Origin of the sequence: Colwellia sp. MB02u-14 (genome assembly GCF_014076915.1) — a bacterium.
Taxonomy (GTDB): domain Bacteria; phylum Pseudomonadota; class Gammaproteobacteria; order Enterobacterales; family Alteromonadaceae; genus Colwellia_A.
In genome coordinates, this window is the sequence record NZ_JACGUX010000087.1 from 384,525 (window position 1) to 401,912 (window position 17,388).

The 17,388-nt window shown below is 38.0% G+C and carries 10 protein-coding genes and 4 tRNA genes; 4 read left to right on the forward strand and 10 right to left on the reverse strand.

Annotated features, from left to right (window positions below):
• Positions 1-142: 142 nt before the first annotated feature.
• Positions 143-811 (forward strand): DNA mismatch repair endonuclease MutH, encoded by a 669-nt coding sequence (gene mutH, locus H4J52_RS18090; RefSeq protein ID WP_310649602.1) that lies wholly within the window; start codon positions 143-145, stop codon positions 809-811.
• A 562-nt stretch (positions 812-1,373) separates the two neighbouring features.
• Here mutH and H4J52_RS18095 read toward each other — a convergent pair.
• From H4J52_RS18095 to H4J52_RS20165, 9 genes are all read right to left on the reverse strand, one after another.
• Positions 1,374-1,450 (reverse strand) — tRNA-Arg (locus H4J52_RS18095).
• Between the two features lie 179 nt (positions 1,451-1,629).
• A tRNA-Arg gene (locus H4J52_RS18100) sits at positions 1,630-1,706 on the reverse strand.
• A gap of 94 nt (positions 1,707-1,800) precedes the next feature.
• A tRNA-Arg gene (locus H4J52_RS18105) sits at positions 1,801-1,877 on the reverse strand.
• A gap of 90 nt (positions 1,878-1,967) precedes the next feature.
• A tRNA-Ser gene (locus H4J52_RS18110) sits at positions 1,968-2,059 on the reverse strand.
• Between the two features lie 343 nt (positions 2,060-2,402).
• Positions 2,403-2,618 carry a carbon storage regulator CsrA gene (gene csrA / locus H4J52_RS18115; RefSeq protein ID WP_182225341.1) on the reverse strand — a complete coding sequence of 72 codons (216 nt, stop codon included), beginning with the start codon at positions 2,616-2,618 and terminating at the stop codon, positions 2,403-2,405.
• Between the two features lie 410 nt (positions 2,619-3,028).
• On the reverse strand, positions 3,029-5,653 hold the full coding sequence (gene alaS / locus H4J52_RS18120) for an alanine--tRNA ligase (protein WP_182223328.1): 2,625 nt from the start codon (positions 5,651-5,653) through the stop codon (positions 3,029-3,031).
• 45 nt (positions 5,654-5,698) lie between these two features.
• Positions 5,699-5,833: a RecX family transcriptional regulator gene (locus tag H4J52_RS18125; RefSeq protein WP_182188775.1), complete on the reverse strand. Its 135-nt coding sequence runs from the start codon at positions 5,831-5,833 to the stop codon at positions 5,699-5,701.
• Positions 5,830-5,997, reverse strand: a complete 168-nt coding sequence (locus H4J52_RS19710) for a hypothetical protein (RefSeq protein ID WP_182250275.1) — start codon at positions 5,995-5,997, stop codon at positions 5,830-5,832. Before H4J52_RS19710 ends, H4J52_RS18125 begins: the two co-directional genes overlap by 4 nt.
• 42 nt (positions 5,998-6,039) lie before the next feature.
• Positions 6,040-6,171, reverse strand: coding sequence for a hypothetical protein (locus tag H4J52_RS20165; RefSeq protein WP_259367884.1), 132 nt, complete (start codon positions 6,169-6,171; stop codon positions 6,040-6,042).
• Positions 6,172-6,359: 188 nt separating this feature from the next.
• Here H4J52_RS20165 and H4J52_RS18130 point away from each other — a divergent pair, with 188 nt between their 5' ends.
• The 3 genes from H4J52_RS18130 to H4J52_RS18140 all read left to right on the forward strand — a co-directional run bounded on the left by H4J52_RS18130 (position 6,360) and on the right by H4J52_RS18140 (position 16,728).
• Positions 6,360-9,881, forward strand: a complete 3,522-nt coding sequence (locus tag H4J52_RS18130) for a BACON domain-containing protein (protein WP_182225342.1) — start codon at positions 6,360-6,362, stop codon at positions 9,879-9,881.
• Between the two features lie 276 nt (positions 9,882-10,157).
• Entirely contained in the window at positions 10,158-12,317 is a 2,160-nt protein-coding gene (locus H4J52_RS18135; protein WP_182225343.1) for a M3 family metallopeptidase, read from the forward strand.
• Positions 12,318-12,672: 355 nt separating this feature from the next.
• Positions 12,673-16,728, forward strand: coding sequence for a hybrid sensor histidine kinase/response regulator (locus tag H4J52_RS18140; protein ID WP_182225344.1), 4,056 nt, complete (start codon positions 12,673-12,675; stop codon positions 16,726-16,728).
• A 148-nt stretch (positions 16,729-16,876) separates the two neighbouring features.
• Here the strand turns inward: H4J52_RS18140 and H4J52_RS18145 are convergent, their stop codons facing one another.
• Positions 16,877-17,314: a DUF3010 family protein gene (locus H4J52_RS18145; protein WP_182181860.1), complete on the reverse strand. Its 438-nt coding sequence runs from the start codon at positions 17,312-17,314 to the stop codon at positions 16,877-16,879.
• Positions 17,315-17,388: the final 74 nt, after the last annotated feature.

The following is a 17,388-nucleotide window of genomic DNA, read 5'->3' on the forward strand; positions in this document are numbered from 1 at the left end:
ATAAAATATAGTTTGATTCTTCCATAATATGGGCTTGCGGGCAATTAATTAATTTTTTATTTTATTTAACTATAGCGCGAAAAGTTTCGAATCTTTATACTGACCAAAGAAAGATCACTACTAAAGAGCTTTAGTTATTAACATTAATATTCCCACTAATGAAAATGAATTACGCAAAAGAGCACAGGCACTAGCGGGGGTTAATTTAGCCGAAATAGCTGAGCAAGCAGGCGTAATCGTCCCTAAGAATTTAACACGCGAAAAAGGTTGGATAGGCCTTTTACTTGAGCAAGTTCTTGGCGCTAGCGCAGGGTCAAAGCCCGAACCAGATTTTCCACATTTAGGTATTGAATTAAAGTCATTGCCCATTAATACACAAGGTAAGCCTTTAGAAACCACCTTTGTTTGCGTTGCACCATTAACAGGCTTAGTAGGTGCGAGTTGGCAAACTAGTCATATTCGTAACAAAATGGCCCGGGTGCTATGGGTGCCAGTTATTTCTGAGCGACATATTCCAATAGGTGAACGCATAGTTGGCACTCCCTTTATTTGGTCTCCGTCTCCTGAAGAAGAACAATTACTTGCATTAGATTGGCAAGAACTTACTGATATGATTGTTCTAGGGGAAGTTGAAAATATTTCAGGAAAACACGGACAAGTGCTACAACTTCGCCCTAAAGCGGCCAATAGCCAAGCTAAAACACAAGCCTTTAATAAACACGGTCAACCGTTTCAAACTCTCCCTCGAGGTTTTTATTTAAAAACTTCTTTTACCCACATGTTATTACGTAATCATTTGCGTATTGATTAATCCTCAACATATTATTTGTTGTGGTTTAGGTAAGCTGAAATACTTGGAAGCGCTTTACAGCAAAGGTGGTGGGCGCGGCAGGAGTCCAACTTGCGACCGGAAGAGGTTAGCTTCGTAGCCATTTTTGTCTGCTCGGTCTATCAAGCATCATTTTAATCCTATAAAGCCTTCACTTTATTTTAGCCGAAAAAAAACCAATCCGAAGATTGGTTCATACCATTTCCATTAAGTTTGTGTTCAGCTTGTGCGTAGGGGAAATTAATCAGGACAAGGCACCCGATTGAGCAATAGCTGGCTATTGGGATTGAGAGTAACGCAGTAATGGTTGATTTTAACCAGCACAAATGAGCAATAACTTGGTGGCCCTGGTATCAATCCTGCTTTACAGCAAAGGTGGTGGGCGCGGCAGGAGTCGAACCTGCGACCGGAAGAGGTTAGCTTCGTAGCCATTTTTGTCTGCTCGGTCTATCAAGCATCATTTTAATCCTATAAAGCCTTTACTTTATTTTAGCCGAAAAAAAACCAATCCGAAGATTGGTTTATTCCTGCTTTACAGCAAAGGTGGTGGGCGCGGCAGGAGTCGAACCTGCGACCGCCTGGTTCGTAGCCAGGTACTCTATCCAGCTGAGCTACGCGCCCACAGTAAACGTTATTTAATATCTGGTTAAAAGATAATACCCATTATTTTTATAAGCTTGGTATATGCTTAACAATTTAAACACTATCACAAAGGATTATATTTTAATTATTGATGGTGCTATTTTACAGGAGAAAAAAAACCAATCCGAAGATTGGTTTTTTCAGCTTTACAGCAAAGGTGGTGGGCGCGGCAGGAGTCGAACCTGCGACCGCCTGGTTCGTAGCCAGGTACTCTATCCAGCTGAGCTACGCGCCCACAGTAAACCTTTTTTAATATCTTGTTCAAAGATAATATCCATTAATTTTATAAGCCTTGATATTTGCTTATTCCACAATTCAATAAAGAAGAATGGTGGGCGCGGCAGGAGTCGAACCTGCGACCGCCTGGTTCGTAGCCAGGTACTCTATCCAGCTGAGCTACGCGCCCTCACATGAACTATTTTTTATATCTTAGTCTAAAGATAGCAAATTTCTTTGCGTTTACTATTCTTATCAAAGTTACCCATGATAAAAGTAATGGCGGAGAGCGAGAGATTCGAACTCTCGAACGGATTTAAAGCCGTTACTCCCTTAGCAGGGGAGCTCCTTCGGCCACTCGGACAGCTCTCCATTTTTACTTCCTTACTACAGAGTTATGGTATGTATTTAACATGCATACTATATAAAACGCTCTATCAGGCTATTAACCAGATACTCCCTTAACGGGTGAGTGTCTTCAACCTCTCGGTCACATCTCCAGTGGGTGCGAATACTAATGGATCGAGAAAATAAGTCAAACATTTTTTTCAATTTTTCTATAGTTTTAGAACTGTTTGCTGGGAATTCAACCAACAAGGCTATTATTCATGCTTAAAATGGTATTGTTCAATAAATTAAGTAAAAATAAATTAATTTTTAGCCATTAAAAAAGTCGGCTTTTGCCGACTTTTTTTAACGACAGTAATTAACAAAGCTAAAATTTGTTACCTGCTTCTGTTTCCCCTTCGCTATTATCACTTCCTGTTTTCTCTGCTTGTATGCGCATGTAAATTTCTTCACGGTGAACAGATATTTCTTTTGGTGCATTTACACCAATGCGAACCTGATTACCTTTTACGCCTAAAACAGTAACGGTAACTTCATCACCGATCATTAACGTTTCACCAACCCTACGAGTTAAAATTAACATCCTAAATATCCTTTATGTTTAAAAGCCAGTCCACTAAAAAATTATAAGCTAGTAATAAATTTAGTTTAATTTTGGTAAAAGTACATAATAAAAATTAAAAACTTTGTAGAAAATAGTTACTTAAGTTCACTAATACTCAGTTTTACTGCTATTTACAAAGATTTTATTACCACAAGTGATAACGAGTTATTAACTTTGTACTTATAACCAATATTGGCATTCTAGCAAGCTTATTCAAGCAATAAATAGATTTTTATAATATTTTTATAACTATTTGTTATTATTAATATTATAGGTAACGTTAGCTAAGGTTACATTAACATTTTTGTAACCTACTTCGCTATTTAAAAGATTTCCCATCAAAAAAGGAGCTAAAGAGCTCCTTAATGAAATATTAGCTGAGTATCATATTACGATAGTTTATCAGTTAACCATGCTTTCGCAGCGTCTAGTGCTAATGTTAGATTCTCAGGCTGAGTCCCCCCTGCTTGAGCCATATCTGGACGTCCTCCACCTTTACCCCCAACGTGTTGAGCTGCTGTGTTAACTAAATCACCCGCTTTTACTTGTCCGGTTAGATCTTTGGTAACACCCGCGATTAAACCCACTTTCCCCTCTGATGCTGTGCCTAAGAGAATAATACCTGAACCCATTTTATTTTTGAGTTCATCCATCATGCCACGAAGCGCTTTAGACTCTACGCCCGCTAAATCTGCAATAAGTACTTTTACACCATTAACATCTACAGCCTCACTGATTAAATCAGAACCGGCTTGAGCCGCCACTTGCTGTTTTAGGATTTGAATTTCTTTTTCGAGTTGCTTACCACGACTTATTAATTGTTCAACTTTCCCAGGCATATTAGCAATATCAGATTTCACCATAGAAGCAATCAAAGCTATATTTGATCCTTGCTGCTCAGTGAAAGCAAGTGCACACTCACCAGAAACTGCTTCGATTCTGCGCACGCCAGCAGCTATTCCTGACTCAGAAACTATTTTAACAAACCCTATATCGCCAGTACGCTCAACATGAACACCGCCACAAAGTTCTGTTGAGAAGCCGCCTAAAGTAACAACACGTACTTCATCATCATATTTTTCACCAAACAATGCCATCGCGCCTTTTTCTTTAGCGTCATCTATCTGCATTAATTCAGTTTCACGTGCTAAATTATTACGTATTTGTTGATTGACTAAACGTTCGACAGTTTGTAGCTCTGTTGGTGTTACCCCCTCAAAATGAGAAAAATCAAAACGTAACTTTTCAGCATCACATAACGAACCTTTTTGCGTAACATGTTCACCCAAGACGCTACGTAATGCCGCATGAAGAATATGGGTAGCGGTGTGATTTTTAACAATAGCGGCACGTCGTTCAATATTTATTTCAGCTTTTACACGACGATTTACGCCTAAATCAGCACGTGCAATACCTTTATGAGCAAAGGCATTACCCATTTTAGTCGTATCATGTACTTCAAAAATCCCATCATCAATATGAAGAACACCTTGGTCGCCTGCCTGACCACCCGACTCTGCATAAAAAGGCGTTTTGTCTAAAATAACAATGCCCTGCTCGCCTGCTTTTAATTCAACAACCGACGTTTCACTATTGAATAACTCGACAATTGTTGAAGAAAATTCATTACGGGTATAACCTTTAAACTCTGTGTTGTGATCAGATTTAAGCTGATCATTATAATTAGAACCGAACTGACTCGCTTGCTGAGCACGTTCACGCTGCAGGCCCATGGCTATATCAAAGCCATTGTGATCGACTTTCAATTGACGCTCGCGAGCAATATCTGCAGTTAAGTCAGCAGGAAAACCATAGGTGTCATAAAGCTTAAAGGTATCCTCGCCTGAAATAGTATCGCCTTTAAGACGAGCTAAAATATCTTCAAGTAAGAGCATACCGCGATCAAGGGTACGGCCAAATTGCTCTTCTTCAATACGTAATATTTTTTCAATAACCGCTTGTTGACTAATCAGCTCAGGGTAGGCTTCACCCATTTGCTTGCCTAGTGAGGCGACTAGTTTATGAAAAAAGTGTGATTTCGCTTCTAATTTATGACCATGACGGACAGCACGTCGAATAATGCGACGTAATACATACCCGCGACCTTCGTTTGAAGGCATAACACCATCGGCGATTAGAAAGCTACATGAACGAATATGGTCCGCAATAACACGCAAAGATTTATGTTCTAAATCATTACATTGCAGTAACTCAGCCGTATCTTTAATTAATCCTTGAAAAATATCAATTTCATAATTGCTATGCACGCCTTGCATTATCGCTGAAATGCGCTCTAAGCCCATGCCTGTATCAACAGAAGGTTTTGGTAAGTTTTCCATGGTACCGTCAGCATGGCGATTGTACTGCATAAAAACTAAGTTCCATATTTCAATGAAGCGGTCGCCATCTTCATCGGGTGAGCCAGGAGGTCCACCAAAAATATTTTCACCGTGATCATAAAATATTTCAGAGCAAGGGCCACATGGCCCAGTATCACCCATTGACCAAAAGTTATCAGACTCGTATTTTTTATCTGGCGACTTATCGCCAATACGAATAATTTTTTCTACCGGAATACCAATTTCATCACGCCAAAAAGCAAAAGCTTCTTCATCGCTGTCATAAACAGTTACTAATAATTTTTCTTTAGGTAACGCTAATTTAGTGGTCAAAAATTCCCATGCAAAACGTATAGCATCTTCTTTGAAATAGTCACCAAAACTAAAGTTTCCTAGCATTTCAAAGAAAGTATGGTGACGGGCCGTATAGCCAACATTCTCTAGGTCATTATGTTTACCACCGGCACGAACACAACGTTGCGAAGAAGTCGCACGGGTATAACTTCGGCTCTCCCCCCCCAGAAAAACATCCTTAAAAGGAACCATGCCCGCATTGGTAAATAATAACGTCGCGTCATTACCTGGAACTAATGAACTACTTGGAACAATTTGATGTTGCTTCGACGCATAAAAGTCTAAAAATGTTTGACGTAATTGGGCACTAGTTTTAATCATGGGAACGTTCACTCTCTGAAAAGTTAATTCTTGAATTTTATTCGTTTAATCGTTACGAGTATCTTTAATCAGCGGTATGATTTCATCAGGAGAGAAACCTCGATACTGCATAAATCGAATGCGTTTTATTTTGTCTTTTTGGTCTTTTGGGTCTTTTTGGTCTTTTTGGTCTTTAATCATACTTTGCCAATACGTTTATTATACGCAAGCTCGGCTTGAAGATACCAACCAATTTGTGGCTTTTTGTTCAGTTCAACTATAATACTGTCACAAACACCTTTTTGTGCCAATTCATTACTGATATAAAGCCAACCATAACCTTTATTGAGACGATTACCAAACAAGCATTAGGCAAAGTGTTGCCCACTCAAATAGTTTTTTTCAATTCAGTATTCAAGAACTGGCGTAATTTCATCTTCACTGTGTTCACGTAATTTGAGTTTTTCCATTAACTCTTGATCAGAATGCTCGCGACGGGAGAGAATATCTACCGAACAATGTAAAATTGCTTTATTCAATGAATAATTACCTTTAAAGACATTTTTTCTCTTATTTTAACGCTAAATTAACGCATAATCATAGTGTTCACTATTTGCTTTTCGCATGAATAATTAAGTTTTTACTTTGAGTGAATAATCACGCAGAATAAGTTGTTATAAAGTAAGCGTTACGTTTATAGATAATCAGCAAATCAACAGGGATCTGTATGAAGGTATATTTTAAGAACCTCAGTCAAACTTTTACCATTTTTTGTATGACATTATTGCTTTCTGCCTGTGGTGGTTCTAATGATAAATCAAAAAATTACGCCATTAACGCTGATGTTTCAACGATTAGCTTTAGCAATGAGATAATTACTGAGTTTGACGATTCAATAACCGTTAATGTTACTTTTGCTGGCGACGGTTTATTAGTGGGTTATGCCCCTGACTCCCAACCTGTGGGCTGGCTAGCCTTTAGAACTGAAAACCTAACCAGCAATTCTGCCACTGTTCATATTGATTTAACCCAAGCAGACCAAATTAATTTAGGTGAATACGTCACAAAGCTGCGTTTTTCAACTGGCGAACTCTCTGATAATGGCGCAACCTTAGTGCATCATGACATCAACGTTTCATTACTTATTTGGCAAGCAAATATAGATACTGAGCTGGTCAGTTTTCGTGGCACCTTTGGTGATGTCAGCATTCCTAGCCAAACAATCGCTATCACCAGTGAGAGTAATAACTGGCAGTTAAGCAGTGATATTGACTGGATAACGTTTGACATATCTTTGGGCTCAGGTGATGCAACGGTCACCGTTACCCCGAATATTAGCAGTTTTACTGCCGCGCAGTTAGCAAGCGGAAATATTATACTCACCGAAACAACAACGGGTGATACTAAGCTAATCCCTGTTGAAGTTGGTTTAGATAATCAGTATTTGTATGCCAACCAAGCCAGCTTGGCTTTTACGTCAACCGCGAATATTTCAGTGCTTGAGCAAACCATCAAAGTCAGTACCAACAGCAGCGCTGAAATAAATTGGCAAGCAAGTTCCGCCTCAACCTGGTTAACCTTAACAAAACTCGACAATGACTTTCTCAAGGTTGCTGTTGATGTTAATGCCATGCCGGTAGCGGCAATAAGTCAAACTGAAATAACCCTCAATGCCATTGAAAATGAAGTTGTTATTGGGCATGTTCTACCGGTATCATTATTTCAAAGTGCTGAGCAAACAGAAACTAAAGTTATCACGGACATAGCCGCAAATATCGATACCGTGATAGCAGCACCTAACATGCCCTACTTTTATGTTGGCTCAGAAAACAACTTACTTGTTTATCAACAATATAGTGGTGAATTAATTGCAACCATCGCTATCGCTCCTGATAACACCCTACTTGAGCAATTTATTGTTCATCCTGACGGTAGTAAATTACTCGCAAAAGCGCTTGAAGTTGTTATCAATGAAGACGAAACCACCACTGAAGTTGTTCATCGTTATAATATCAATTTAAGCGATTATAGTTTTACTGAAATTGCATCACCAACCATAGAGTTTGAACCTAGCCGTTACGTACAATTTTCTGGCCGATACTTTATTGTCACGCAAACACTTGAATATGCAGATGAAGAGTTGCAACGCTTATTTTGGGATCGTGAGAATATCTTTTTCACGGCAACCATTGACCAAGCCAGTGAAACAGAAGCTTTATATGCACTAGACTTTCAAACAGCAACCTTAAAGCGCTATAACGCAAAAATTAATGACTTTAGTCAAGATAAAATCATTACTACCTCAACCCATGAATATAAACCAGAACGGTTAGCTGAAGCCGATAGTATTTCAAGCTTTGTCGTTAATAATAACGAAACGGCGCTTTATCTTATTAGCCCAACAAGTGAACACATTAGCTTTGATGGCACCGCTTTTACCGATATGGGATTACTCAACCAAGCAGACGGTGCAACGACGTTATTTGTTGAAAAGTCGAATAACAATTTTGCCCATTATCTTCGTTTTGTTCCCGCTAGCGGCTTCGTTGTGAATGTTTACAACCAAGCATCAGCACTGACTGCTACCATTGAAACTCAGGGACAACAGCCCACCAGCATTGATATTTCATCTGATAATAAACGCTTGTTAGTGAACGCGGTAAATAGTACTCAAATAGAAATGGTAACTTTAGCGCTGTTTGATGTGTCTGCATCTCAGTTGTCCTTTAATACTACCTTAGGCAATGCCAGCGTTGCTAGCCAGGAATTGACTATTTCAGGCGTGAGTGATTCATGGCAAGCAACGACAGATGTTTCATGGTTATCCTTTACCCAAACAACAACGGAAGAGAGCAAAACGCTTGTCATTTCCATTGACTCAAAGGAGATCACCGGTTGGGGTTTATTTACCGGTATCATTACTATTACCGACCCAGAGACAGGTATCAATGTACAAGTAGTGGTTGAGTTAGCGGTTGATGAAATAAGGTTATTCAGTAACGCTTCAGCATTAACTTTTACTTCACAAGCGGACAAGTCAACGCTCAGTCATACGGTAGATATTGTCACCAATAAATCCAGTACGGTAGCTTGGCAAGCACAAAGTAATGTTAATTGGTTAACGTTAACGGCTGATACCGTTAATAATACCCTAGCGATCGACGCTGATCCAAGTAAAATAACGACTAATGGTTTGTACTATGGCGAAATCACCTTAGCACCCGTCAATAGTTCTGAAAGCCTCAAGGGTACAATAAAAGTCAGCTTTGAAAAAGGCGATTTTGACACAACAAGCATCAGTGAAATTGTTATCACTGATATTACACCTAATACCTCAGCTGTCGTATTAGACCCGCTTCGTCCTAATATTTATATCGGCCAAGGTGATGTGGTAAAAGTGTTTAATATTATTACTGGCGCTGCAATAACAACGATTAATTCACCGCTTGGCGGTGTTGACTTAACCGACTTGGTTATTCACCCAAATGGCACACTGTTGTTAGCTTCAAATAGTGAAAATTACAACGATGAAAATGGACAGCCACAAAAGCGTATTAATCATTATCAAATAAACCTTAACGATTTCAGTATTAACTTACTGCCAGCAGCTAGCATAGATCTACAATTTAGGCCTAAAACTATCGCGATGGTCGCCGGTAAAGCCATTGTTATCAGCCAAGCGTTAGAATATGCAAACTTAGCCTTAGCGGTGCAGTTTTGGGATAGAGAAAATACTTTCAATTCACCCATTATCTATGACATACCAGCAAGTAATCATGTTATTGCTTATAACGCTAACACTTCAGCATTGCTACAATATACTTTAGCGTACAATGCCTTTACTGCTGAAAGTGTTCAACAAATCGCCAGTAATGAAAATATTAACAGCGCTTATAGTGGCGTTTTATCAAATATAGTCACCAGTAGTCGTGGTACAGATCTTTATACAGCGAGTACCACTTCAGAGTGGACAACTTTTGATGGTACAAGTTTTACTGACCAAGGCGTTTTGCGAGCGAGTATTCGAACGGTTAACGTAGCCATTGACTCGGCTAATAATAGTTATTTCTATCGTTTCGATAGTAGTGGCTTTTTTATTCTCAGTAAATATGATGAAAACCAACAAGCTTTATTTACTGTCGGATATACTGCCGGTTCTGTTGACAGTTATATATCGCCAAACTACCAGCGAATAATTCACTACAATTCGACTGAAAATAGCTTGGTACTTGATTATATTCCTGATTAAACTCAGCTATATATTGCACTTATGTAATCCTGTGCTCGCACGGGATTTTTATTTCCACTAAAGCCTACTTATTTATCTTATTCTGTATTTTACAAAAATAATCAAGGTAAAAGCTGACAACTTAACAATTCAGCTTTATTAATCAGTTACTCACCGTTTTTAAATGTGCTGCGTCTTGTAGCTTGGCGAAGTGCAACATAGAATCAGTCTATTAACTTTGTTGATGATGGATTAACAAAGTCATTTTATTTACCAACATTTAATAAAAGGTCATTTATGAAGAAGCGCTTATTAGCCCCTCTTGCCATTGCTATTGCATTAGCGGGTTGTCAATCAAACGACAGCAACACCAGTAAAGCTCAAAAAAGTAAACAAACAACTCAGCAAGCTGAACATGTAAATCTATTGTTTAGTGAGTTTACGACACCACACGGCATTCCTCCTTTTGATCAAATTCAAAAAAGTGATTACTTACCTGCTTTCGAACAAAGCATCATCGATAATAAAAAAGAAATTGCTGTCATTGCGAATGCGACAAGTGAAGCAACATTCACAAATACTATTGAAGCCATGGAAAAGTCAGGTGACTTTCTCAACCGAGTAAGCAATGTGTTTTATGGCTTAACGGGATCAATGTCTGACGAAGAAATGCGTAGTATTGCCAAAGCTGTATCACCACAATTATCAGCGTTAAACGACGATATTAATCTTAATGCTAAATTATTTGCACGTGTAAAAGTGGTTTATGACAAAAAAGATCAGCTGAACTTAAAAGTAAACGAATTAACCTTACTTGAAAAGACCTACAAAGGTTTTGTCCGTGGTGGTGCTAACTTGTCAGATGCTGATAAAGTAAAGTTACGCCAGCTTAATACACAATTAAGTGAATTAAGCTTAAAGTTTGGTGAAAATTTATTACACGAAACTAACAGCTTTGAAATGGTTATTGATAACAAAGCTGACTTAGACGGTTTGCCCAGCGATATTATTGCGGCTGCTGCTGTTACCGCAACAGAGCGAGGCTATGATGGTAAATGGGTGTTTACTACACATCGTCCCAGCAAAAACCCGTTCTTAACCTATGCAACTAACCGCAAATTACGTGAAAATTTATATAAAGGTTACACCATGCGCGGCAATAATGACGACGCGTTTGATAACAAAAAAATTGCTGCAGAAACAGCAAGCTTACGTTACAAAAAAGCGCAGTTACTCGGTTATAAAACGCATGCTCATTTTGTTCTTGAAAATGCAACAGCCAAAACACCAGAAAACGTTTTTGGTTTATTAAATCAGGTTTGGCCAGCCGCTTTAGCAAGAGCAAAAGAAGAGTCAGCCGATATACAAAAACTGGCGAATCAACAAGGCGCAAAAATCGAAGTAGAAGCATGGGATTGGTGGTTTTACTCCGAAAAAATTCGCAAAGCTCGTTACGACATCGACGCCGCTGAAACTAAGCCTTATTTTTCACTTGAAGGGACTTTACAAGGTATTTTCTTCACTGCTGAAAAACTGTGGGGCGTAACGTTTAAAGAACGTAACGACTTACCTAAATACCATGAAGATGTACGTACCTTTGAAGTCTTTGATAAAGACGGCAGCTATGTTGGTATTTATATGACTGATCATTACGTGCGCGAAAGTAAACGTGGTGGTGCTTGGATGAGCAGTTTCCGTAAGCAACACCGTATGTATGGTGAAGAAGTTACTCCTATTATTTACAATGTATTGAACTACCCTCGTCCTGTTGGTGATACACCGACATTATTAACCTTTGACCAAGCCTCAACCTTATTCCATGAATTTGGCCATGCTATTCAAGGGTTATTGTCTAATGGTTATTATCGCTCTCAAACAGGTACTGCTTTACCGCGTGACTATGTTGAGTACCCATCACAAGTGATGGAAAATTGGATGACAGAGCCAGAAGTATTAGCAAACTTTGCTAAACACTACAAAACAGGCGAAGTGATCCCAATGGAGCTGGTTGAGAAAATTCAAGCTTCAGGAAAGTTTAATCAAGGTTTTGGTACCACAGAATACCTTGGTGCCGCTTTGCTTGATATGAGCTGGCATTCTTTAGAAACGGCTGAATTACAAGATGCAGCGGTATTCGAGAAAAAGGTCTTATCAGAAATTGGCTTAATCAAAGAGATATCACCTCGTTATAGAACCGGTTACTTTTCTCATATATTCTCTGGCGGTTATTCATCAGGTTATTACGGCTACATTTGGTCGAATATCTATGATGCAGATACTTGGTTAGCGTTTAAAGAAAATGGCATATTCGATGAGAAAACTGCAGATTTATACCGTAAGCATATCTTAGAGCCCGGTGGTAGTGAAGACCCAGCAATAATGTACCGTCGTTTTAGAGGTCAAGACCCTAAAGTTCAACCTTTGCTTGACCGTCGTGGTTTAACGACAACTAAATAACGTTAACAGCAGTATTATTAATATCCGTTATTTAAGACTCCGTCATGCTGATACTACATTTATATGAGTACCAGCATGACGATTTACAACTAAAAAAGAGATTAACTGACATAGCGTTTTATAGTCGCTAAAAAACGCTATGTGCTTATATTTACATGCTGATATCATACTCACTACTATTTTCTTTTGTGGGATAACGTCCAGTTTTAAATTTTTAATAAAAGTTTATTTATATTGTTTATAACCTAATAATGTAATAATAATATTCTTTCAACGCCATATAGCTCACTAAAGTTACCCCCCAATTATGAAGTTAAAATCTGCTGTATTACTCATATTGAAAGGTGTTGTAAAAATGAGTATTATTTTCAATAACCGTAAAATAAAGCCCTCGCTGTTTTTATTTTTGCTGATACTTTTCCCTTCCTGCGTTTCATTCGCTGCGGTGCAATCGACTCGGTTTGAGCGTCTATCTATTGAAGATGGACTACCACAAAGTGATGTAAATCAAATACTACAAGACAGACAAGGCTTCATATGGGCAGGGACTTCCAACGGGTTAGCACGTTTTGACGGCTATACGTTTAAAGTATTTAAACATAGTGGTAAAAATCAGAACTCACTAACAGGCAATGTAATTCGCACTATATTTGAAGATAGAAGTGCTAACCTCTGGATAGGTACAGAACTTGGACTTAATCACTTTAATCCGAGAACGGAACAGTTTAATCGCTTTCGTCACAATGCTAACAATCCAAAGAGCTTAAGCCATGATGTTGTCAATGCAATAACGCAAGACCGCTCAGGTAATATCTGGATTGGTACTCGGGGCGGACTTAATCGTTTTGATTCAAAAACAGAGCAGTTTACTCATTATAGATATAATATAAATAATCCAAAGAGTTTAAGCCATAATAATGTCTGGGCAATATTAGAGGATAATAATGGCGAAATTTGGGTTGGCACTCATGCTGGTCTTAGTCGCTTTAATACAAAAACTGAGCAATTTACTCATTACTTTCACAACGCTAACGACCCCAATAGCATAACTCAAGGAACAGTTTGGTCAATAATTACCGATAGGCAAAATGATCTTTGGATGATTACTGAAAACGGCTTAAATCGATTTAATCTGCAAACTGAGCGATTTACTCATTACCGCCATAAGGCTAATAATGCTAATAGTTTAAGCGATGGCGTAGTTTTAACGTTAGCGGCTGATAAAAATGGCAACCTTTGGATTGGGACAAGTATAGCATTAAATAGAATGAACCTTGAAACTGAAGTTTTCACCTATTACCGTCATGAAGAGGCCAATATAAATAGCTTAGGCTCTGGCAATGTTATGGCTATTTTAGAGGACAGAGAAGGTAATATATGGTCAGGCACTAATAAAGCGGGTCTTAGCCGCTTCAATCCAAAAATAGAACAGTTTGGTCATTACCGTCGAGATATCCTTACCCCCGCAAGCTTAAGTAATAATTGGGTTGCTGCTATCGTTGAAGACCAGCAAGGTAATCTTTGGGTGGGGGTTGATTCAGAAGGCATTAATCGCTTTAATAAAAAAACTCAGCAGTTTGAGCATTATAGTATCAATGAAACTAGTCCAGACAATGTAAGTAATAACTGGGTTAACGCGATAACTAAAGATCACCAAGGCAATATTTGGTTTAGCACTAGAAGTGCATTAAATAAATTCACCCTCAACACTGAAGTATTCAGTACGTATCGGCATAATTTGGATAATTCAGACAGTTTAGGTAGCAGAGGTATCAAAGCAATAACGGAAGACAGCCAAAATAATCTTTGGGTAGGAACAGCTAATGGCCTAGATTATTTTCTCCCTAAAACTGCAAAATTCAGGACCTATCAGCATAGTGAAGTTAATTTAAACAGTTTGAGCCATAACCATGTTTTAGCAATAACTGAAGATAGCCAAAAAAATCTTTGGGTGGCTACTGCTGAAGGCCTTAATTATTTCAATCCTAAGACTGAAGTATTTACTCATTATCGTCATGATATGACTCAACCAAGCAGTTTAAGTCATAATTATATTAGCTCAATAGCTTTAGATGATGAGGGTAACCTTTGGGTAGGCACCATGAATGGCCTCAACCTTATGGATATGAAGTCGGGGAAGTTTGTACGTTTTACTGAAGAGGACGGATTACCTGATAGCACCATTTATGCAATAGAGATTGATGAGCAAGGTTATTTATGGATAAGTACTAATCAAGGCTTATCTCACTTTAACCCCAAGTCTAAAACGTTTAAAAATTATGATGTTGGCGATGGCTTACAAAGTAATGAATTTAATGCTCGCGCTTCTTATAAGAGTGACAGTGGCGAATTGTTTTTTGGCGGCATTAATGGTTTTAATCGATTTTTTCCTGATAAGCTAATTCAGGATAACAATAAACCTGTGGTCGTTTTCACCGAAATGCTATTGTTGAATCAATCAGTCGCTATCGATGTCAATAAAGAACACAATAAGAATAAGGCGAAACCTGAAGATGGTACATTTTTTTTGGAGAAAGGGATCCATGCAACATCAGCAATCACTTTAACCCACAAAGAAAATTTAGTAGCGTTTGAGTTTAGTGCTTTACATTTTTCAGCCCCCAAAAAAAATCAATATGCATACAAGCTTGAAGGTTTTGATGACCATTGGATAATGACTGATTATAAAAATCGCCGAGCAACGTACACCAATCTATCTGATGGTGAATACTTACTAAGAGTAAAAGCAAGCAACCCTGATGGTATTTGGAATGAAGAAGGTGTTTCACTTAAAATAACCGTCCTACCACCGTTCTGGAACTCTTGGTGGGCATATATCTTATATTTCATCTCATCTTTGATCATATTAGTCTTTTTTGTTAGGGCTCATCACAAAAAAGCTATTTTTGAACGTGACCTTATTCGGCAATTAGAGCACCAAGTTTCCACACAAACGGCTTCAATCAAACAAGAATCGAAAAAGGTTATTAAAGCGAATGAAGTTAAATCTCAATTCTTAGCGAATATGAGCCACGAGATAAGAACACCTTTAACCTCTATTATTGGCCAAACTGAAGCGATATTACATGGTGATATTGATAACAGTGCTGATGGCATAAAAGTCATTTATAATAATAGCTTGCATTTATTGAGCTTATTGAATGACACCCTAGATTTAAGCAAAATAGAGGCAAATAAATTTGAATTAGAAATAACGGCCTTAGATCTCATACAAATACTTGTCGACATTAAAAATATTTTCTCAGAACAAGCTAAATCTAAGGGTTTAAATTTTACTATATACCATACTTTACCCTCCCCTTTTATGATCAATATTGATGGCTTTCGTTTAAAGCAAATCCTTATTAACCTTTGTTCAAATGCCATTAAGTTTACTGAAAAAGGGGATATTGCTATTGAAATATACGCGCAGCATTATAATCATATCAACGAATTAACCTTCAAAATACGTGATACAGGTATAGGTATCAGTAATGAACAATTAAGAAAAGTGTTTGACGCCTTTACGCAAGCAGATACCAGCATTAGTCGGCGCTTTGGTGGCTCAGGTTTAGGGTTAAATTTATCTGAAAAATTAGCAGACTTCATGGGGGGAATAATCGATGTTGAAAGTGAGATAGGTCAGGGCAGTATTTTTACGTTGATATTACCGTTCACTCCCACCAGTTCAACTGAGATTGTAAAAGAATTCGAAGTAACAAAGAAGACCTTCAGTGGCGCTATTTTATTGGCCGAAGACCATGATGATAATAGGCATTTAATGAGTAGACTACTGACCGGACTAGGTTTTGAGGTTTATACAGCGACAAATGGCTACGAAGTAATAGAGTCTTACTTTAAAAATAAACCTGATTTAATCTTACTTGATATTCAGATGCCAAAAATGGATGGTATACAAGCGATAAAAATTCTAAGAGCTAGATCTTGTGAGGTACCGATTATAGCATTAACAGCAAATACCTTAGCCAAAGAGCTAGAACAATACTTAGCGCTAGGATTTAATGGATTTCAAGCTAAGCCTTTTGAGCGACAAAACTTTATCAATACTATAGCCAAGTATTTTGAACCGCCTGTCAATACCAGCCACGAAGACAATAGCTCGCTAACTCATAGCAGTATTTATATATCTGATTTGGTTGCTAAATTTGAAGTGGGTTTAATTGCAGAACATAAAAACTTCATATTGTTGAACCAAACGAATGATAATGATGCACTTGCTAAACAAGCACATAAACTAGCTGGAGCCGCACAAATGTTTGGTTATAACAACATAACACGAGTCGCAATGAGCTTAGAGTCCCATATTAAGAAAAAAAATTCTGCCGATATTAAATCTAGCACCCATGAACTTATTGCGGCGTTATTAACGGTTATTAACAAAAGTGACTGATAACGTTTCTCTTCATTTTATTTGTTAGCACATTTGAAGCATATTTATTAGGCTCTTAGCACCACATCATATTGTTCGCCGTAAACGTAAAAACCCCAGTAAGTGCAAACTTACTGGGGTTTTTATTATCTTAAGCTAAAAGTAACGCTTATTTCATGTAAGGGTCACTTTCAAAAAAAGCAAAAACAGTATCAAAGGCGGGCTCTTGGTATTGCTTCAAGCCGGTATCACGAAAATCAATATCTATTTGACTTCTTACCAGGGTTTTTTTAACAAAACTACCCGCAATAATTTCTACTTGTAGTTCTTTTATAAGTTGAATACACGCTTCTAATTTAAAGCCGATCGGTCCACCTGAAAATTTACCTTTTAAAGCACGACCACGGATAACTACTTTATCAACGTGATAGTCTTCCATCAATTTAGCAAAGGTAAATTGAAAGTGTTGCACTGCTTCGGAATCACCTGCATCTACTAAAGATAGTTTTTGCACACGCGTTTGCGGAATATCATACAAACCGTTTTCACGTGACATAATACAAATAATTGCATCATTACCTTTTAATTCAACACCACATATTCTCATAAATCACCCTAATTAAATTCGCGGACGCATTATATACCGAAACAGTGAATACCGAAACGAATTAATGATATTAG